Annotated in this window: 17 protein-coding genes and 1 pseudogene; 5 read left to right on the forward strand and 13 right to left on the reverse strand. The window is 61.7% G+C overall.

All coding sequences use genetic code 11. The features are described 5' to 3' along the window. Window positions 1–34 precede the first annotated feature (34 nt). The gene (locus SIL87_RS19565; protein ID WP_319615834.1) at window positions 35–466 is read left to right on the forward strand and encodes a response regulator; all 432 of its coding nucleotides are present in this window, start codon (window positions 35–37) and stop codon (window positions 464–466) included. On the opposite strand, the gene SIL87_RS19570 is transcribed toward SIL87_RS19565, so the two are convergent. Both SIL87_RS19570 and SIL87_RS19575 read right to left on the reverse strand, forming a co-directional pair. Continuing rightward, on the reverse strand, window positions 459–1,631 hold the full coding sequence (locus tag SIL87_RS19570; protein ID WP_319612376.1) for an IS4 family transposase: 1,173 nt from the start codon (window positions 1,629–1,631) through the stop codon (window positions 459–461). The two genes, SIL87_RS19565 and SIL87_RS19570, sit on opposite strands and share 8 nt — an antisense overlap. Before the next feature lie 463 nt (window positions 1,632–2,094). Continuing rightward, on the reverse strand, window positions 2,095–2,445 hold the full coding sequence (locus SIL87_RS19575; protein WP_319615835.1) for a hypothetical protein: 351 nt from the start codon (window positions 2,443–2,445) through the stop codon (window positions 2,095–2,097). 4 nt (window positions 2,446–2,449) lie between these two features. Between SIL87_RS19575 and SIL87_RS19580 the strand changes: the two genes are divergently transcribed. Continuing rightward, entirely contained in the window at window positions 2,450–2,791 is a 342-nt protein-coding gene (locus SIL87_RS19580; protein WP_319615836.1) for a hypothetical protein, read from the forward strand. On the opposite strand, the pseudogene SIL87_RS20195 reads toward SIL87_RS19580, so the two are convergent. After that, window positions 2,696–2,896, reverse strand: a pseudogene (locus tag SIL87_RS20195) (hypothetical protein); the annotation flags it as partial. The gene SIL87_RS19580 and the pseudogene SIL87_RS20195 sit on opposite strands and share 96 nt — an antisense overlap. Continuing rightward, complete coding sequence (locus tag SIL87_RS19585; RefSeq protein WP_319616021.1) at window positions 2,836–3,198, reverse strand: NAD(P)/FAD-dependent oxidoreductase; 363 nt, start codon at window positions 3,196–3,198, stop codon at window positions 2,836–2,838. The pseudogene SIL87_RS20195 and the gene SIL87_RS19585, both read right to left, overlap by 61 nt. Window positions 3,199–3,301: 103 nt before the next feature. On the opposite strand from SIL87_RS19585, the gene SIL87_RS19590 reads away from it, so the two are divergent. Continuing rightward, complete coding sequence (locus tag SIL87_RS19590; protein WP_319612376.1) at window positions 3,302–4,474, forward strand: IS4 family transposase; 1,173 nt, start codon at window positions 3,302–3,304, stop codon at window positions 4,472–4,474. On the opposite strand, the gene SIL87_RS19595 is transcribed toward SIL87_RS19590, so the two are convergent. The 9 genes from SIL87_RS19595 to SIL87_RS19635 form a co-directional block, all read right to left on the reverse strand. Next, window positions 4,467–5,516, reverse strand: a complete 1,050-nt coding sequence (locus SIL87_RS19595; protein WP_319615837.1) for an FAD-dependent oxidoreductase — start codon at window positions 5,514–5,516, stop codon at window positions 4,467–4,469. The two genes, SIL87_RS19590 and SIL87_RS19595, sit on opposite strands and share 8 nt — an antisense overlap. 40 nt (window positions 5,517–5,556) lie before the next feature. After that, window positions 5,557–6,063, reverse strand: coding sequence for a hypothetical protein (locus SIL87_RS19600; RefSeq protein ID WP_319615838.1), 507 nt, complete (start codon window positions 6,061–6,063; stop codon window positions 5,557–5,559). A 90-nt stretch (window positions 6,064–6,153) separates the two neighbouring features. Continuing rightward, on the reverse strand, window positions 6,154–7,194 hold the full coding sequence (locus SIL87_RS19605; protein WP_319615839.1) for a carbamate kinase: 1,041 nt from the start codon (window positions 7,192–7,194) through the stop codon (window positions 6,154–6,156). A 4-nt stretch (window positions 7,195–7,198) separates the two neighbouring features. After that, window positions 7,199–8,197, reverse strand: coding sequence for an ornithine carbamoyltransferase (gene argF / locus SIL87_RS19610; protein WP_319615840.1), 999 nt, complete (start codon window positions 8,195–8,197; stop codon window positions 7,199–7,201). 24 nt (window positions 8,198–8,221) lie between these two features. Continuing rightward, window positions 8,222–9,481 carry an arginine deiminase gene (locus SIL87_RS19615; RefSeq protein ID WP_319615841.1) on the reverse strand — a complete coding sequence of 420 codons (1,260 nt, stop codon included), beginning with the start codon at window positions 9,479–9,481 and terminating at the stop codon, window positions 8,222–8,224. After that, on the reverse strand, window positions 9,478–11,823 hold the full coding sequence (locus SIL87_RS19620) for an Orn/Lys/Arg family decarboxylase (RefSeq protein WP_319615842.1): 2,346 nt from the start codon (window positions 11,821–11,823) through the stop codon (window positions 9,478–9,480). Before SIL87_RS19620 ends, SIL87_RS19615 begins: the two co-directional genes overlap by 4 nt. A gap of 41 nt (window positions 11,824–11,864) precedes the next feature. Further along, on the reverse strand, window positions 11,865–13,352 hold the full coding sequence (locus SIL87_RS19625; protein ID WP_319615843.1) for a basic amino acid/polyamine antiporter: 1,488 nt from the start codon (window positions 13,350–13,352) through the stop codon (window positions 11,865–11,867). A 92-nt stretch (window positions 13,353–13,444) separates the two neighbouring features. Continuing rightward, the gene (locus SIL87_RS19630; RefSeq protein ID WP_319615844.1) at window positions 13,445–14,209 is read right to left on the reverse strand and encodes a Crp/Fnr family transcriptional regulator; all 765 of its coding nucleotides are present in this window, start codon (window positions 14,207–14,209) and stop codon (window positions 13,445–13,447) included. Next, window positions 14,196–15,218, reverse strand: a complete 1,023-nt coding sequence (locus SIL87_RS19635) for a slipin family protein (RefSeq protein WP_319615845.1) — start codon at window positions 15,216–15,218, stop codon at window positions 14,196–14,198. Before SIL87_RS19635 ends, SIL87_RS19630 begins: the two co-directional genes overlap by 14 nt. Between SIL87_RS19635 and SIL87_RS19640 the strand changes: the two genes are divergently transcribed. Further along, on the forward strand, window positions 15,217–16,389 hold the full coding sequence (locus SIL87_RS19640) for an IS4 family transposase (protein WP_319612376.1): 1,173 nt from the start codon (window positions 15,217–15,219) through the stop codon (window positions 16,387–16,389). The two genes, SIL87_RS19635 and SIL87_RS19640, sit on opposite strands and share 2 nt — an antisense overlap. Window positions 16,390–16,990: 601 nt before the next feature. Further along, window positions 16,991–17,701 carry an IS6 family transposase gene (locus SIL87_RS19645; RefSeq protein ID WP_405055249.1) on the forward strand — a complete coding sequence of 237 codons (711 nt, stop codon included), beginning with the start codon at window positions 16,991–16,993 and terminating at the stop codon, window positions 17,699–17,701. Window positions 17,702–17,746 lie beyond the last annotated feature (45 nt).

Genomic DNA, 17,746 nt, shown 5'->3' on the forward strand with positions numbered 1-17,746 from the left:
CCCCTACAGTCGCAACGTAGTACGGGAGCGCAACATGACCGAGCCGATCACATCCATCCTGGTTGCCGATGACGATGAAATGATCGGCCCGTTGATTGGCGACATCCTTGGCTGCCTGGGTCACACGGTCTGCGCCATCGTGACGACCGAAGACGCCGCGGTGGTGGCGGCGGTCCGCCATCGACCGAACCTCATCGTGATGGATTCCCGATTGCGGCCCGGCGATGGGATCGAGGCGATGGATCGCATCGTCGCGCTGATCGGGCCGGTGCCGCATATTTTCATCAGCGGCGATCTGCACGACGTTTGCAAGAGGGTACCGGAAGCGATCACGTTGAAAAAGCCGTTCCGGATCGAGCAGATCGAGGAGGCCATCCACTGCGCGATGGAGACGGTCGACACTTCCCAGATCCGCGTCACTCCGGCAGTTGCCGCGTCTGTCCTCACTCATCCCCTCATTACGTAGCCGGCATGGAATTGCCGAATATGCCGCTGCTGCGCAGCATTTCCGTGAACCGCCGCATCAGGGGCAGTAGCCGGTGCTTCGGCATGTTCGGGATCAATTCATAGAGCATGCACCCCTGACGGAACAACGAGTGTGAGCGGGTCTTCGAAGTGTTGGACTTGAGCTGTCGATCCATTCCCAGGCTCTCGCCTGCCGTCCCGAGCATGGTCAGCAGCGCCATCGCAAACGCGCTGATGAGCAGCAGCCGATCGCGCCGCTCTGGTTCGGCGATGCGGATCTCAGCCATCCCCATCCCAAAACGCAAATCCTTGACGTCCCTGAAGCTGGGTTCGATCGTCCAGCGCCGGGAATATTGCTTGATCAATGTCCCTGCAGACGCCACGGCGTCACTGCTCGCCAGGCACCACGGCTCCTTCATGTCACGCGCATGTACGCACACCACGGCACCGACCTGATAGGCGTGCGAGGCGGTGACGCGCGCACCACGCAGTTTGCGCGCCCGGCCCGATTTGCCGACCCAGTCCGCCGCGGTTCGCGTCTCGCCTGCGGCATCGGTGACATGGATGTTGCCGCGGAAGCGAATGATATAGGCAAAGCCAAGCTCCGTAAGATACGCGAACAGCTTGTGGTCACCGAAGCCGCGGTCGGCCAGGATGGTCACGCGGCAGCCGGGCGGGACAACCTCCGACAGGCGGCGCAGGCAAGTATCCTCGATGGCGTTGCGCTGATCTTTCAATTCCTCTTTCCACATCGACAGCCACAACAGAGGCATCGCCCGGCCATGCTTGCTCACCAGGTTGAGCGCCAACGTTGCCTGATCGTCGCCGTCGAAATCCGTCCAGTCCATGGCAACGACGATGTCGGTCTGCGAACCCACCAGATGCGGTACCCAACGGGCGAAGCTTTCCCAGACGTCGATACTCTCGTTACTGAGCATGCGATCAACCTGCTTGATCGCGTGCTTGGTCACCAGCCCGCGCGCCTGTGCCAACGCCTGACCGATCATCGCGACGGCGAGCGACGCGCCGGTCATCACGCCCAGTGTCGCAGCAGACAGGGAGTCAACGCGTTTGGCGTGGAGATCGTGGGCATACAACTCGTCAATGAATGCGCGGATGTCCTTCAACCGCCCACCATCACGCTTTTTCGATGCTGCAATTCCCATGATCCACCCTCATCCATGCATTCCAACGCTTGGTAGAGAATCGCAGCGAATCGGCGCAATACCTGGACCTATGGAAAATGGGGGGATTCCTGAGGCGTCTGTCAGTTCGACCGCTTAGCAATCACATGCGGTTTCTTGCGCCAATGTTACATTTGATTGTTCCAGATCGCTATCAAGCACAGGTAATATTATCATTATATGCCCAGAAACAACGATCTATGTTATAAAACCCTATGCGCACCTTCAGAAATCTCGATGACGAGTGCTGAGCAACTTGAGGCTTTTCATAATATAGTAGTTGAGATCCAGACAAGATGCCTGTTTGTTTCGGATCTGAACGGTATCGAATTGGCCTTCATTTTATATGAATCCGGCTACGAATTGGTAAAGATCCCTCCCATATATAGAAAAGTGCCACTGGATTGATCGCCCCTTCTGCCGCGACATATCAGGGTCGCGGACGTCAGCTCATTCCTACTGCGTGAAATATGGGGATTTTGGCGACTTCCACGATCGCGGCGAACGCGATCGCTGCTCCAAGCACAGCGAATACCGTAAGGATCGGCAGGCTGGCCATTGCGAGACCGGTCGTTGCCATGCCCGACACGATCAGGATGGCCGCGATCGTCGAGCCCATGACCCATAAGCTGGGGACCGAGTGCCAGAACCGTCCACGTTCGCGGATGGCATAGATCGAGGTCTGGCTGCCGAAAACCACAGCGAGGAAGGCAAGGCTGCGAAGCGCGGGAAGCGGCAGGTGCAGCCACATGGCGCCGACCGGCAGGGTTGCCGTGCAGAAGGCGAGCAGACCCACTCCGATGACGATTCCGGCGATGGTGAGACGGCCGATGCGCCGGACATTCGGCGGCGCGGCCGAATTTGGTGTGAATGCGCGTTGCGGTGACCTCGGCGACGGCCTCGCCGCGCCGGACCAGCGCCCCGGCATTGAACAGCAGCAGCGCGGCAACCACCGCCGCCTCAACAATGTCGCCAAGCACGATTTGCAGGACGATCGCTGCTTCCAGCATCCTGGGCACCGGCGCCCACAGTTTGGCAACGATGCGAGCCGGCAGATGCTCCGTGGCGTCGGGCATGGCGTTGGCGCCGAATTTAGTTTTGCGCGTCCGCGCGTCCGCACCGGACAGTCCATGATTCGATAACGTCGTGGCATGGTCCGGGATGGGGCGACTCCCGGTCGTCCCGGTTATGGCCGGAACTGGCGAGCGGCCTTGTTGATGCCTTCGGTGATCATCGGATGAGGAAATACCATTTCAGTCAGAGTTGTCGCGGTGGTCCCGGCATGAACCGCGAGCGCGAGCGGTGCGATCACCTGCGCCGCGTCGAGCCCCGCGATCTGCGCGCCGAGCAGCACGCCGTTCGACGTATCGAACACCAGTTTGATGAACCCGTCGGTCTCGCCATAAATCTGCGCACGGGAGTCGGTCAGGTAGTCGTAGCGCGTGGTCGCGGCGGGGAGCCCCGCGGCAAGTGCTGCGGGTTGATCGATCCCCACCCACGCGATTTCCGGTTCGGTGAACACGGTATAAGGCACGCCGTGGAAATTCATCCGGTCCACCTCAGGAATCCCCCCATTTTCCATAGGTCCAGGTATTGCGCCGATTCGCTGCGATTCTCTACCAAGCGTTGGAATGCATGGATGAGGGTGGATCATGGGAATTGCAGCATCGAAAAAGCGTGATGGTGGGCGGTTGAAGGACATCCGCGCATTCATTGACGAGTTGTATGCCCACGATCTCCACGCCAAACGCGTTGACTCCCTGTCTGCTGCGACACTGGGCGTGATGACCGGCGCGTCGCTCGCCGTCGCGATGATCGGTCAGGCGTTGGCACAGGCGCGCGGGCTGGTGACCAAGCACGCGATCAAGCAGGTTGATCGCATGCTCAGTAACGAGAGTATCGACGTCTGGGAAAGCTTCGCCCGTTGGGTACCGCATCTGGTGGGTTCGCAGACCGACATCGTCGTTGCCATGGACTGGACGGATTTCGACGGCGACGATCAGGCAACGTTGGCGCTCAACCTGGTGAGCAAGCATGGCCGGGCGATGCCTCTGTTGTGGCTGTCGATGTGGAAAGAGGAATTGAAAGATCAGCGCAACGCCATCGAGGATACTTGCCTGCGCCGCCTGTCGGAGGTTGTCCCGCCCGGCTGCCGCGTGACCATCCTGGCCGACCGCGGCTTCGGTGACCACAAGCTGTTCGCGTATCTTACGGAGCTTGGCTTTGCCTATATCATTCGCTTCCGCGGCAACATCCATGTCACCGATGCCGCAGGCGAGACGCGAACCGCGGCGGACTGGGTCGGCAAATCGGGCCGGGCGCGCAAACTGCGTGGTGCGCGCGTCACCGCCTCGCACGCCTATCAGGTCGGTGCCGTGGTGTGCGTACATGCGCGTGACATGAAGGAGCCGTGGTGCCTGGCGAGCAGTGACGCCGTGGCGTCTGCAGGGACATTGATCAAGCAATATTCCCGGCGCTGGACGATCGAACCCAGCTTCAGGGACGTCAAGGATTTGCGTTTTGGGATGGGGATGGCTGAGATCCGCATCGCCGAACCAGAGCGGCGCGATCGGCTGCTGCTCATCAGCGCGTTTGCGATGGCGCTGCTGACCATGCTCGGGACGGCAGGCGAGAGCCTGGGAATGGATCGACAGCTCAAGTCCAACACTTCGAAGACCCGCTCACACTCGTTGTTCCGTCAGGGGTGCATGCTCTATGAATTGATCCCGAACATGCCGAAGCACCGGCTACTGCCCCTGATGCGGCGGTTCACGGAAATGCTGCGCAGCAGCGGCATATTCGGCAATTCCATGCCGGCTACGTAATGAGGGGATGAGTGAGCCGGTCCACCGGTTGGCCGCCGGCAAGAATATTATGCGCCGCGACCATGCTCTGGCGCACGGCGGAGTGGAACAGCATGCTGCGCCCGTTGATGTCGCCCGGCGCATAGACATGATCGATCGCGCTCCGCATCGTGGCATCGACCATGATCGCGCCGGACCCGCTGAGCCCGGTTGCACCGATCCCTTCCGGGCGAACCGACTCCCGCCCCGTGGCCATCAGCACCGCATCGGCCTCCAGCGTCAGATCCTGCCCGTCACGGCGATAGCTCAGTCGCAATCCGCCTGCGCCCTGCGTGATGCCGGTGACCAACGCATCGCAGATAAGATCGACCCGGCGGCCGAGGCAGCGCGTCAGATAGGTTCGCAAATCAGGATCGGCACCGGGCATCAACTCGCCGGTCGCTTCCAGGATGGTGGTCTTGACCCCGAGATGGTCGAGCATCGAGGCGCTTTCCGCGCCGATATAACCGCCGCCGATCACCGCGAGCCGCGCCGGCATCGGCAGGTCGGCACCGAGCCTGAACAGATGGTGCGAGGTGATCGCGAGTTCAGCACCCGGGATCGGCAGGATATGCGGGCGCGAGCCGGTCGCCGCGATCAGATAGCGAAACCGATAGTTCAGCGGCGTGCCCCCGTCGACCGCGATCGTCGCGGTGTGTTCCCCGGTGATTCGGCCGATGCCCTTATGGAACACCATGGTCGATCCCGCGATTTCCTTGGTGTGCTGGGCATAGCGCGCGTTCTGGACCAGATCCTTGTGCGCCAGCACACCTTGCCAGTCGACCGCAGGCATTGTGCCGTCGAGCCCAAAGAATTTGTACTTGCGGCTCATCACCCGGGCGAGTGCGCCCTCGCGTACCGCTTTCGACGGCACGCACCCTTCGGCCAGACAATCGCCGCCCAGATTACCGATCGGGTCGACCATGACGACATGAAGCCCGGCGCAAGCGAGAAAGAACGCCGCAGGATACCCGCCGCCGCCGGCACCGAGGATGAGCACGTCGATCGTGATAAAATCAGTCAATTGTCAAACTCCAGTAAACGTTGATGGCTGGGGGCCTGGGTTACGACGGGGGTGCCGACGTTTTGGTCTGGCTGGTCGTGGTGGCTTGGACGGTGGGGTGAGCGCCCGGCTTGTGATCCGGCACGAACAAATTCATCCCGATGGTCAGCCCGGCCATGACCAGGATCATGATGACGATATCCCTGCCGGTCATCGAGGACAGGTTGCCACGCGGCCGATCGCCCATCGCCCGGAGCCGGGCGGCGAAGCCGGAGGCTGTGGGTGCCACCACAGGTGCGCTCCGGGGCAGCAACACGATGAGATGGGCCGCGACCGTATCGGCATCGCTGCCGCGCCCCAGCGCCGCGGTAATCGCACCCGCCAGCCGCGAGCGCGCCGCCGAGGTTGAAAGCCGGGCGAGCGCCGCCGCTTCCTGCCAGGGATCGATGTTCTGCCGGGCCAGCGCCGAAAGCACACTCAGCTTGAGCCCGTTGGCTTCCTCGCCGATCGGCGCAAATAGAAATGCGTTGTATTCCGGGCCCATGCGGCCATTCATCGTCGATGACATGATAACTACCGATCATAATTGATCATCTTTATATGGTCACTGATGGCGACAGGGTTCATTACAAAATAAGAATAAAGCGGATACCTCATATCACGGAAACTTTATTGATGTGATCGCTACACCCTTCGGCATCGCCGTCACCTCTTTCGGTATCTCCTGCACGCCTTTCGGTATCTCTTGCACGCCTTTCGGCGTGGCAAACACCAGCGCCGGCTCGCGTGACGTGATCCGGGTTCCGGCACGGTCCTCGATGATCGCGGGCAGATCGTCGAGCGCGCCGATTGCCGCGCGCCTGCCGGTGCGGTGGGCGAAATCGCAGGCGGCGTCCACTTTCGGGCCCATCGAGCCCGCATGAAAATCAATCGCGTGCGCCGCGAGAGCGCCCGGACTTGCCGCCCTGATCAGGCGCGCCTCCGGCTTGCCGTAATCGAGATAAACCCCGGCGACATCGGTCAGGATTACCAGCAGATCGGCCCCGATCATACGGGCAATCATGGCGCTCGACGCATCCTTGTCGATCACCGCCTCCATCCCGTGCCACCGGTTCGCGGCATCCCTTGCGACGGGTATGCCGCCGCCACCGCCGCAGATCACGAGGGCGCCAGCCCTGACCAATCGTGCGATCGACCGCCGCTCGATGACATCCACCGGTGACGGCGATGCGACGACCCGCCGCCACCCCGCCCCGTCGGCAGCCACCGACCAGCCATGCGCCTTCGCGAGGCGGCCGGCCTCGGCTTCGGTATAGACTGGTCCGATCGGTTTTGAGGGTGAGGCGAAAGCCGGATCATCCGCCGCCACCGCGATCTGCGTCAGCAGGGTGACGATTTCGGTGCCGGCGGGCAAGGCATTGCGCAGCGCGAGTTCGATCGCAAAGCCGAGCCAGCCCTGACTTTCCGCATCGAGCACGTCGAGCGGAAGTGCGGATTCCGCCGGCCCCGCCGCCGATTGCAAAGCCAGCAACCCTACCTGCGGGCCGCTGCCATGCGTGATGATGACCTGATGGCCCGCCTGGACCAGCCCCGCGAGCGACTGCGCCGCCGTGTCGATCGCAAGCTGCTGATGCGCTGGCGAAAGCACCTCACCGCGCTTCAACAGCGCATTGCCACCCAATGCGATCAGGATGCGCATGGCGCTAACCCAGCGTGGCGAGCAGGATCGCCTTGATGCTGTGCATACGGTTCTCAGCCTGGTCGAACACGATCGAGGCTGCGGATTCGAACACCTCGTCGGTCACTTCCATCGCGGTCATGCCGAACCGCGAGGCGATGTCCCGCCCGATACTCGTGTCAGTGTCATGAAACGCAGGGAGGCAATGCATGAATCTGACCAGAGGGTTTCCCGCAGCCGCCATCAGCGCCGCGTTCACCTGGTAGGGTTTCAGCAGATCGATCCGCTCGCTCCATTTGGCCTGGTCTTCACCCATCGAGAGCCAGACATCGGTATAGATGAAATCCGCCTGCGCCACCGCCGCCGCCGGATCGGCCTCGTAGCGGACCGAACCCCCGGTTTCGTGCGCAATGGCATCGATATGGGCGGTGAATGCGGCATCGGGCCGCAACGAGGCCGGCGCGCCGATCGTCAGGGCCATGCCCATCTTGGCGGCACCGATCGCCAGGGAGCGCGCCATGTTGTTGCGGCCATCGCCCATGAAGGCGAAGCGGACATCGGACAGCGATTTATGCGTGAATTCCAGCATGGTCATGAAATCCGCCAGGATCTGGGTCGGATGCGACTGATCGGTCAGGCCGTTGTAAACCGGCACCCCGGCATAACGCGCCAGCGTCACCGCATCCTCCTGGCCGAAGCCGCGAAATTCGATTGCATCGAACATCCGCCCGAGCACGCGGGCGGTATCGCGCACGGTTTCGGCTTGCCCGATATGGCTGCCGCTCGGGCCCATATAGGTAACATGCGCGCCCTGATCGTGAGCCGCGACTTCAAAGCCGCTGCGGGTGCGGGTGGAGTCCTTCTCGAAGATCAGCGCGATATTTTTGCCAACCAGTTGCGGCCGCTCCGCGCCGGCCCTGCGGGCCGCCTTCAAATCCTTTGCGAGCGCCAAAAGATAACGCAATTCGGCTGGGGAGAAATCGTTGAGATCGATCACGCTGCGACCGCGTAGATTGATGGGCATGCTGGTATCCTTCGTAATACGGGTTCAGATCGGATCGCGCGCCAGCGGGCAGGTCATGCAATGCCCGCCGCCCCGCCCGCGCCCAAGCTCGGCGCCCTCGATGGTGATGACCTCGATGCCGGCCTTGCGCAGCAGCGTGTTGGTATCGACGTTACGATCGTAGGCGATCACCACGCCGGGCGAGAGCGCGACGACGTTGTTGCCGTCATCCCATTGTTCGCGTTCGGCTTCCGCTGTGTGGCCGCCCGTCGCGATCCGTCGCAGATGGGGCACGCCGATTGCGCTGGCCACCACGGTGGTGAAACGATCTGCCTCGCGCACCACCCGGATGCGCCCGGCATCGTCCTCGGGGTAAAGCGAGAATGTCGTGATCTGATCGACGATTTCGGGAAATACCGTCACCAGATCGCGATCGCAGAACGTGAAGACGGTATCGAGATGCATGAAGCTGCGATCGCGCGGCATCAGCGCCGCGATCACCCGTGTCGCCGCGCCGTGCCGGAACAGGCGGCTGGCATAATCGGTTACCGCCTGCGGCGTCGAGCGTTCGCCCATGCCGATCAGCACGACCCCGCCGGCCAGCGGCATCACATCACCGCCCTCCAGGCTGATCGGGCTGTAATCCTGGTCGGATGCGTCGAGGTAGCGCACGAAATCGGCGTTCCTGAAACGCGGATGAAACCGATAGACGCTGGCGGCATTGATGGCTTCGGGCCGCCGCGCCGGCCAGAACATCGGGTTGATGAACACCCCTTTGCCGACCCAGCAGGAGCTGTCGCGGGTGAACAACTGGTTGGGCAACGGCGGCAGCACGAAATCGTGCGGCGTGCGCGTCGCACCGAACAGCCCGGTCGGGGCGAACGGCAGATCGGCACGCACGATGCCGCCCACCAGATAGGTCGCGAGCTGCGTTGCCGGCAATTCATCGAGCCAGGCGCGAACCTCGCCCATCGTGCCATGCCCGAGATGCCCGATATCGACGCGGCGATCGAGCAGCCACGTCCGCGCCACCGGGTCCGCCATGGTTTCGGCCAGCATCGCGCCGAATTCGTGCACCACGACCCCGCGCTCGCGCATGGTATCGACGAAGGCATCGTGCTCCTGGCGGGCTTTTTTTACCCAGAGCACATCGTCAAACAGCAGATCGCGGCAATTGCCCGGGGTCAGCCGGGTCAGACTGAGGTCGGGCCGGTGCACCATCACCTCGCGCAGCACCCCGACCTCGGAATAGGTGCCGAGTGGTGCCTCCGCCATCGCACCCGCCGGGTTCGCAGCGTCGTTCATGACCGCACCACATAGGTGAACAGCTTGATCCGGCCGTCTTCGGCGGTCTCGCGGAATACCCCCTGGATTTCGCTTTCGAAGCCGGGAAAGCGGTTGGCGGCGGCTTCGAACATCCGCAGATAATCCACCATCGGGCGGGCACGCTCATCGTAGCGTTCGCCCGGCACGATCACGCCGATCCCGGGCGGATAGACCAGCGCGAGCGTTGCCGCGACGCGACCGGCCAACTGATCGAGCGGCAGGTAATCGACATCGTTGCGGATGAAGTGCTGCATCGCCTGCTGCGGGCTCATGACGATCTCGGGAAAATGCGCCGCGCGGAACTGATCGCGTTGCAGGGCGCTGACATCGTGCGCGCGATAGAACTCATGCATCTCGTGGCAGAGATCATACAGGCCGATTTTCGCATATCGTGTGCCGTGGCGCGCGGTGAAGTCGGGCAGAACCTCGCTCAAGGGCGCGTTGCGATCGTGCAGGGTCTTGAAGCCAACCAGCGCACTCAGCAGCGTGCCTGCCTTGCTCGATTCCATTCCCGGTGTCAGCAGGAACAGAATGCTGTTCAAGTCGTTCTTTTCCGGCACGATCCGATTTTCCCTGAGATATTCGGCAAGAATTGCCGCAGGGATCCCATGGTCCTCATACGTGCCATCCGCCCGCGACAGGCCGGGCGTGATCAGCGTGAGCTTGTTGGGGTCGGTCATCGCATAGCCGGGCACGACATGGGTGAAACCGTGCCAGGCGGCGCCGGGTTCCAGCGCCCAGCACGCCGGATCGCTTGCGAGGCGATCGGTCGGGGCATCCTGCCAGCGGATCGTGCCTTCGGCGGTCCCGAGTGCTGGAATCCGGTCGGGCACGAACGGGTCGAAAAACCAGGCCTCCGCCGGATGGGCCGCGGCGGCTGAGAACTCGTCCGCCAACGCCCGGAGTTTCTTGCGCAGCTCGATTCCGAGGCGGATCGTGTCATCCCACATGACCTGACCGGCACGCCCCTTCATCATCTGCGCTCCGACATCGAGGGAGGCGAACAACGGATAGAACGGCGATGTCGAGGCATGGAGCATGAAGGTTTCATTGAAGCGCTTGTGCGTTACCTGCCGCTGCTGCCCCTTGATATGACGATCCTTCACATGGATCTGCGAGGCCTGCGAGAAGCCGGCGAGCTGCTTGTGGGTCGACTGGGTCGCGATGATGCCGGCGCCATCTTCCGCCATATCGGTCAGACCCATCGCAAATCGTCCGGCGAATAGCGGGTGGAACTTCATGAACCCGGCCCAGGCCTCATCGAACAATATGTAGTCGCATAGCGGGCTCAGCCTGCTGTAGATCATTTCGGCACTGTAGATCGTGCCGTCGTAACTGCATTGTTCGATCACCGCGACCCGGAAGGGCTTGGCCGCGCGCGCCGCCGCGGGGTCGGAGACGAGCGGATGAGCGGCGATCCGCGCGCGGATCGCGGCCTCGTCGAGCGAGGCGTAATCGATCGGCCCGATCAGCCCCTGCGGATTGCGGTCGGTCGGCAGATAGACCGGAATACCACCCGCATTGATCAGAGCGCCATGATGGATCGACTTATGATTGTTGCGGTCAACCAGCACGAGATCGCCCTGGGCGACCAGGGCGCCGAGCACGATTTTGTTGGAGGTCGATGTGCCGTTCAACACGAAATAGGTCCGATCGGCACCAAAAATCACCGCCGCCTCGCGCTGCGCCTGCAACGCCGGCCCCTCATGGGTCAGCAGATCGCCCAGTTCGACCACCGAATTGTCGAGGTCGTTGCGAAAGATCGCCTCACCGAGATGCTCGACGAACAGCCGACCGACCGGACTTTTCCAATAGAAGATCCCGCCATTATGCCCCGGACAGGTCCAGACCTGATTGCCTTCCTCGGCATAGTCGACCATCGCACCAAAGAACGGCGTTTTCAGCGTCGAGGCATAAATTTTCAGATGCCCGATCAAATTCTTCGCAATGAAGTCGGGCATGTCCTCGGCCAGAAACAGATAGCCGGTGACCTTGCCGAGTACCGCGACCGGGATTTCATCCAGCCGGTGCCGCCGGACCAGCAGAAAAATCGGCATTTCCAGCCCGCGCGCCCGGATCGTCTCGATCAGCGCGTCGGTGTCATGCCGCCAATCCCCGTCGCCCCATTCGAGCAGGACGCACCCGATCGCGGAATCCGCCCGCACCGCCTCCACGGCATCCGCGACGGTCGCGGTCTCCGTGACGGCGTAGCCGCGCCGGGTCACCTCACTCAGGATATCGCGGAGGTGGGCCGCCTCGTGCGACGTTTCGTGCAGAACTTCACTGCATGCGAGGAGGCCGAACAATGTGTCGAATGGCATGCGTTTACGCTTTCCTGTTGCCGCGTCGCCGTCCGTGCCGATCAGGTGACTTTCACGATCCCCTTCGCGAACAGCACCATCGCAACCACCGCCACACCGAGCAGCAGACCGACCGAAGCGGTTTCCCGTTTGGAAAACACGGGCAGATGCGGGAAATGATCGCGCTTGGCGTACCAGAACACCGGAATGCCGACCGCGAAGATGATGGTTGACATCAAAACGAATTCCGGACCGGCTGCATAGAGCAGCCACAGCGAGTAGATCGCACCCAGAATACCCGTGATCAGCGCGGTGCGGCGGCCTTCCAAATGGGTTTCGACATAGCCCGGTTTCGAGGCATAGAGCGCGAGGAACAGTGTGCTGGTGAAATACGGCGGCAGGATCATGACGCCGCAGATGTCGATCAGCCAGAGCCACGCGTTATGCGCGAACAGCACGACGAACATGGTGATCTGCATAACCACGCTGGACACCAGCAGCGAGGGCACCGCCGCATGAAAGCGGTTTTCGCGGGCAAGAAATTTTGGAAACACGCCTCCCTTGGCCCCTTCGAACGGCAGTTCCGCGGTCAGGATGGTCCAGGCCAGCCAGCATCCGAGCACCGCGATCAACAGCGAGATATTGACGAACACCGCCCCCCACCACCCGACCACCGCCGACAGCACATAGGCTGCGGAAGGGTTGGCAAGTTTGGCGATATCACCCTGATGCATGATGCCGAACGGCATGATCGAGAGCAGCGCATAGAGCAGCGTACACACACCCAACCCTATGAACGTCGCCGGGCCGACATCGGACATCTTGCGCGCCCGGTCGGAAACGACCACGGCGGCTTCGATGCCGATGAACACCCACAGCGTCACCAGCATGGTGCTCTTCACCTGGGTGAACAGGCTGCCGAGGTGGTTCTTCTGGCCCCAGATATCGAAGGTGAAGTGCCCGCCGGTCGCGTAATACGCCATCACCAGCAATGCGAAGCCGATCGTCACGATGTTCAGCACACTGGCCAGAACGTTGAGGGCGGCGGTCCGCTTCACCCCGGTCATGACGATCAGGCACATCACCCAGATCAGCACGGAGGCGCCGATCAGCGACGCCCAGTTCTGCCCGTTGCCGAAGACCGGGAAAAAATAACCCAGGATCTGCATGATCAGCACCGCGAAGGCGACATTGCCGAACGCGGCACTGAGCCAGTAGCCCCACGCCATCTGGAACCCGGCGAACCGGCCGAAACCGTCCTGCGCGTAGGAGTAGATCCCGGCCTTGAGGTCGGGCCGCTTGTCCGACAGGATGCGGAAACTGTTCGAGAGAAAATACATCCCGATGAAGGTGATCACCCAGGCGATCGCGATGGCCGCGAGCCCAGCCCCCTGCGCCATGTTTTGCGGCAGGTTGAACGATCCGCCGCCGATCATCGAGCCGACCACGACGCCGCTGAGCAGAATGACGCCGAGCTTGCGGCTTTCGGGCTGGCTCGCGGTGCCAGGTGTCACCGGTGGGTTGATGAGCGGGAGCGTGGTCTGATCCATGGCGGTTGTTCCTCTGCGCGGTCCGCAAAATCACGGTCGATGCACCATAGCCGGGCCGCTGCATCCCCGCGTTGATCTGGATCAACCGATACCTAATTGGTCGCGCCCGAACCGATCGCCTGAAGCGTGGTCCGATCGATGATCGAAATATTGTGCTCGGCATCGATCGCGATCAGGCATTGCTTGCGCATAGCCGTGAGACAGCGCGATACCGTCTCGATGGTCAGGCCGAGATAATCGGCGATATCGCCCCGGCACATCGGCAGAACGACGAGCGCCGTCGGCTCCCGGTTGGAAAAGTTACTGGACCAGTCGATCAGAAACGTCGCCAGCCGCTCGCGTGCGGGCTTGCGGCCCAGCAACAGCATCTGCCCCTGTGCCAGCGCCAGCTCGTTGCACGCCGCGGCGAGCAGCCGCTGCTCCAGCACCGGATAGCGCAGGAACAGTTCGCGCAACCCGGTCCGGTCGAACCGGCAGAACCGCACCTCGTCCAGGGTCGTCGCGGTGAAACTGTATCGCGCCTCGGCACCGAGCCCGACGAAAGCGCCGGTGGACACGAACCCGATCACCTGTCGTCGGCCATCCTGCATATCCTTGGACAGCCTCACGGTACCGTGGCTCACATTGATGAAATGCGCGCCGGGTTCGCCTTCTGCCATCAGGATGCAGCCCCTGGGCAGGCTGCACCAGCAGGCAGCGTCGGCGAGTTCCGCAAGACCGTCCGCGCTCAGCGCATCGCAGAGCCCGACATGCCGCGCCGCACACGTCCCGCAATGCATGGATGCCGTCCGTTCGATTGCCGCTCCGGGCACCGGCCCGCCCGCGGCATATCGGGCGGCAGCGTCATGCCACAGCATGTACGGCGACGGGCAACGGCGGGGGCGGCACGGCGGCAGCTTTGGAATCGAGCAAGGCGAGCAACGGCTTGATGATGTCGAGCGGCATCGGAAAAATCACCGTCGAGTTCTGTTCGGCTCCGATTTCGGTGAGGGTCTGCAAATAACGCAGCTGCATCGCCGCCGGCACGCTGGACAGGATCGTCGCCGCATCGACCAGCGTTTGCGCCGCCTGGAACTCGGCTTCCGCGTGAATGATCTTGGCACGGCGATCCCGCTCCGCCTCCGCCTGCTTGGCGATGGCACGGATCATGTTCTCTGTCAGTTCGACCGCCCGGATCTCGACATTGCTGATCTTGATGCCCCAGACCTCGGTCTGCCCTTCCAGAATCCCTTGCAGATCCTGGCTGAGTTTCTTGCGCTCGGAGAGCATTTCATCGAGCGGATGCTGACCGAGCACGGCCCGCAACGTGGTCTGCGCGAGCATGACCGTGGCGGGAAGATATTGCTGAACCTTGATCACCGCGTGTTCCGGATCGATCACGTTGAAATACAGCACCGCATCGACCTTCATCGACACGTTGCCCCGCGAGATCACGTCCTGCGCGGGAATTTCGATGACTTGAATGCGCAGATCGACCCGGACCATTTCTTGAACGAACGGAGTGAGCACGATGAAGCCGGGGCCTTTGACTTTCTGGAACCGGCCCAGGGTGAACACAACCCCGCGCTCGTATTCCCGCAAAATCTTGACCGTCGCCCGGATCAGAACGCTCAGAATGATAAAAGCAACGATCACGAACAGAACGCTGGTAATGAAGTCCTGTGCCTGGAATTTCAATTTATGTCTCCTTGGTTCTGTCTCACGATTTAGATTTAGAGGATCAGAGCGCGACGAATATTTGTACTGTTGCGTGGCATCACCGGTATAACCCTCAGGAATCCCCCCATTTTCCATAGGTCCAGGTATTGCGCCGATTCGCTGCGATTCTCTACCAAGCGTTGGAATGCATGGATGAGGGTGGATCATGGGAATTGCAGCATCGAAAAAGCGTGATGGTGGGCGGTTGAAGGACATCCGCGCATTCATTGACGAGTTGTATGCCCACGATCTCCACGCCAAACGCGTTGACTCCCTGTCTGCTGCGACACTGGGCGTGATGACCGGCGCGTCGCTCGCCGTCGCGATGATCGGTCAGGCGTTGGCACAGGCGCGCGGGCTGGTGACCAAGCACGCGATCAAGCAGGTTGATCGCATGCTCAGTAACGAGAGTATCGACGTCTGGGAAAGCTTCGCCCGTTGGGTACCGCATCTGGTGGGTTCGCAGACCGACATCGTCGTTGCCATGGACTGGACGGATTTCGACGGCGACGATCAGGCAACGTTGGCGCTCAACCTGGTGAGCAAGCATGGCCGGGCGATGCCTCTGTTGTGGCTGTCGATGTGGAAAGAGGAATTGAAAGATCAGCGCAACGCCATCGAGGATACTTGCCTGCGCCGCCTGTCGGAGGTTGTCCCGCCCGGCTGCCGCGTGACCATCCTGGCCGACCGCGGCTTCGGTGACCACAAGCTGTTCGCGTATCTTACGGAGCTTGGCTTTGCCTATATCATTCGCTTCCGCGGCAACATCCATGTCACCGATGCCGCAGGCGAGACGCGAACCGCGGCGGACTGGGTCGGCAAATCGGGCCGGGCGCGCAAACTGCGTGGTGCGCGCGTCACCGCCTCGCACGCCTATCAGGTCGGTGCCGTGGTGTGCGTACATGCGCGTGACATGAAGGAGCCGTGGTGCCTGGCGAGCAGTGACGCCGTGGCGTCTGCAGGGACATTGATCAAGCAATATTCCCGGCGCTGGACGATCGAACCCAGCTTCAGGGACGTCAAGGATTTGCGTTTTGGGATGGGGATGGCTGAGATCCGCATCGCCGAACCAGAGCGGCGCGATCGGCTGCTGCTCATCAGCGCGTTTGCGATGGCGCTGCTGACCATGCTCGGGACGGCAGGCGAGAGCCTGGGAATGGATCGACAGCTCAAGTCCAACACTTCGAAGACCCGCTCACACTCGTTGTTCCGTCAGGGGTGCATGCTCTATGAATTGATCCCGAACATGCCGAAGCACCGGCTACTGCCCCTGATGCGGCGGTTCACGGAAATGCTGCGCAGCAGCGGCATATTCGGCAATTCCATGCCGGCTACGTAATGAGGGGATGAGTGAGGGTATAACCGGTTCGCACCGCGACTGTCAGACTCGGAAACTACGTAGAACGACTGTGGGCCCGGCGGGATGCACACGCGCAACTCGGTAATTTCAAGGCGACGCCCTGTCTGGAACGCCCTCGTCGCGCAAGGGTAAAAGTGGAACGAGGCGATCATCGCATGTAGTCACGTCTACGGCCTGTTAAGTGCGTGGCAGAGCTACGCTGGCCATGATGAAGCCCGCGAGTTGATTTCCGATCAAAATTGCGCGCTCGACAAGCGCATTGACCCAACGGATTATGTCACCTCCCGGATGCGACCGGTTCGTCGTCATTCCTCAGCACCTTTACGCGATCCACCTTTAGGATCAGGTTGCCAGCGCAACATAATCTTGCCTGCTTACCCATAAACCTCCTCCATTTTCAGCAGTCTGTATGGCATTGGCGGGGCGCATTGCCTCGCCTGAAATGCTCCCGAGGCGTGACCTGTTGCCTCACATAAATGCTCCCGATTTTGGGTATTTTATGGGGGCTGGCGATGAGGAGGGTCAGTATGGGGGGCATTTTCAGGTTGACGAGGGCAGCGGGTGTCCGTAGCGATTTGGCATGATCGACCTGAGCTTGATGTTGCCTTTGAAGGGGTATCGCTTTCCCCGATCGGTGATCGCGTATGCGGTCTGGAGCTATTACCGGTTCAACCTGAGCCTGCGGGACGTTGAAGATCTGCTGGCTGAACGGGGTGTGACGGTCAGCTACGAGACGATCCGGGTGTGGGTCGATCGGTTCGGACCACAGATGGCCTCACAGATCCGGCGCGACCGGCCGCCGGCAGGCAATAAATGGCACATCGACGAAATGGTAATCACCATCGGCGGTGAGCCGCGCTGGCTTTGGCGCGCCGTCGATGACCGGGGTGATGTGCTGGAAATCCTGGTCCAGAAACGCCCCAATGCCGATGCCGCCCGACGATTTCTCCGCAAGCTGATGCGCCGATGGGGGCAGCCGCGCGTCGTGGTGACCGACAAGCTGCGAAGCTACGACGTCGCATTCCGCACGGATTGCCGCAGTGCCGATCATCGATCCCATAAGCGGTTGAACAATCGGATCGAAGCTTCTCACCGCCATACAAGGCGACGAGAAAAGATCATGGGCCGGTTCAAGTCCGCCGGCCATGCCCAGAGATTTCTCGCCACCCACGACCAGATCGTCACCCTGTTCCGCCCGAAACGCCATCGCCTCTCCGCCCGATCATTCCGCCACAGCCGGGCCGACGCATTCTCGCTCTGGGCCGACTACACCGCCAACCTGGCCGCCTGATCAATCGGATCTCGTCAAATCGCGCCTCATCCGATCAACTTGACA

This window comes from Acidiphilium acidophilum (genome assembly GCF_033842475.1).
GTDB lineage: Bacteria > Pseudomonadota > Alphaproteobacteria > Acetobacterales > Acetobacteraceae > Acidiphilium > Acidiphilium acidophilum.

What these genes read in the sequence shown, in the direction of transcription:
- SIL87_RS19590 (WP_319612376.1), top strand. Translation starts at nt 3,302, where the DNA reads ATGGGAATTGCAGCATCGAAAAAGCGTGATGGTGGGCGGTTGAAGGAC.
- SIL87_RS19570 (WP_319612376.1), bottom strand. Translation starts at nt 1,631, where the DNA reads ATGGGAATTGCAGCATCGAAAAAGCGTGATGGTGGGCGGTTGAAGGAC.
- SIL87_RS19600 (WP_319615838.1), bottom strand. Translation starts at nt 6,063, where the DNA reads ATGTCATCGACGATGAATGGCCGCATGGGCCCGGAATACAACGCATTT.
- SIL87_RS19635 (WP_319615845.1), bottom strand. Translation starts at nt 15,218, where the DNA reads ATGATCCACCCTCATCCATGCATTCCAACGCTTGGTAGAGAATCGCAG.
- SIL87_RS19565 (WP_319615834.1), top strand. Translation starts at nt 35, where the DNA reads ATGACCGAGCCGATCACATCCATCCTGGTTGCCGATGACGATGAAATG.
- SIL87_RS19625 (WP_319615843.1), bottom strand. Translation starts at nt 13,352, where the DNA reads ATGGATCAGACCACGCTCCCGCTCATCAACCCACCGGTGACACCTGGC.
- SIL87_RS19645 (WP_405055249.1), top strand. Translation starts at nt 16,991, where the DNA reads ATGATCGACCTGAGCTTGATGTTGCCTTTGAAGGGGTATCGCTTTCCC.
- SIL87_RS19605 (WP_319615839.1), bottom strand. Translation starts at nt 7,194, where the DNA reads ATGCGCATCCTGATCGCATTGGGTGGCAATGCGCTGTTGAAGCGCGGT.
- SIL87_RS19640 (WP_319612376.1), top strand. Translation starts at nt 15,217, where the DNA reads ATGGGAATTGCAGCATCGAAAAAGCGTGATGGTGGGCGGTTGAAGGAC.
- SIL87_RS19580 (WP_319615836.1), top strand. Translation starts at nt 2,450, where the DNA reads ATGACGATTCCGGCGATGGTGAGACGGCCGATGCGCCGGACATTCGGC.
- SIL87_RS19630 (WP_319615844.1), bottom strand. Translation starts at nt 14,209, where the DNA reads ATGCTGTGGCATGACGCTGCCGCCCGATATGCCGCGGGCGGGCCGGTG.
- SIL87_RS19620 (WP_319615842.1), bottom strand. Translation starts at nt 11,823, where the DNA reads ATGCCATTCGACACATTGTTCGGCCTCCTCGCATGCAGTGAAGTTCTG.
- SIL87_RS19585 (WP_319616021.1), bottom strand. Translation starts at nt 3,198, where the DNA reads ATGAATTTCCACGGCGTGCCTTATACCGTGTTCACCGAACCGGAAATC.
- SIL87_RS19615 (WP_319615841.1), bottom strand. Translation starts at nt 9,481, where the DNA reads ATGAACGACGCTGCGAACCCGGCGGGTGCGATGGCGGAGGCACCACTC.
- argF (WP_319615840.1), bottom strand. Translation starts at nt 8,197, where the DNA reads ATGCCCATCAATCTACGCGGTCGCAGCGTGATCGATCTCAACGATTTC.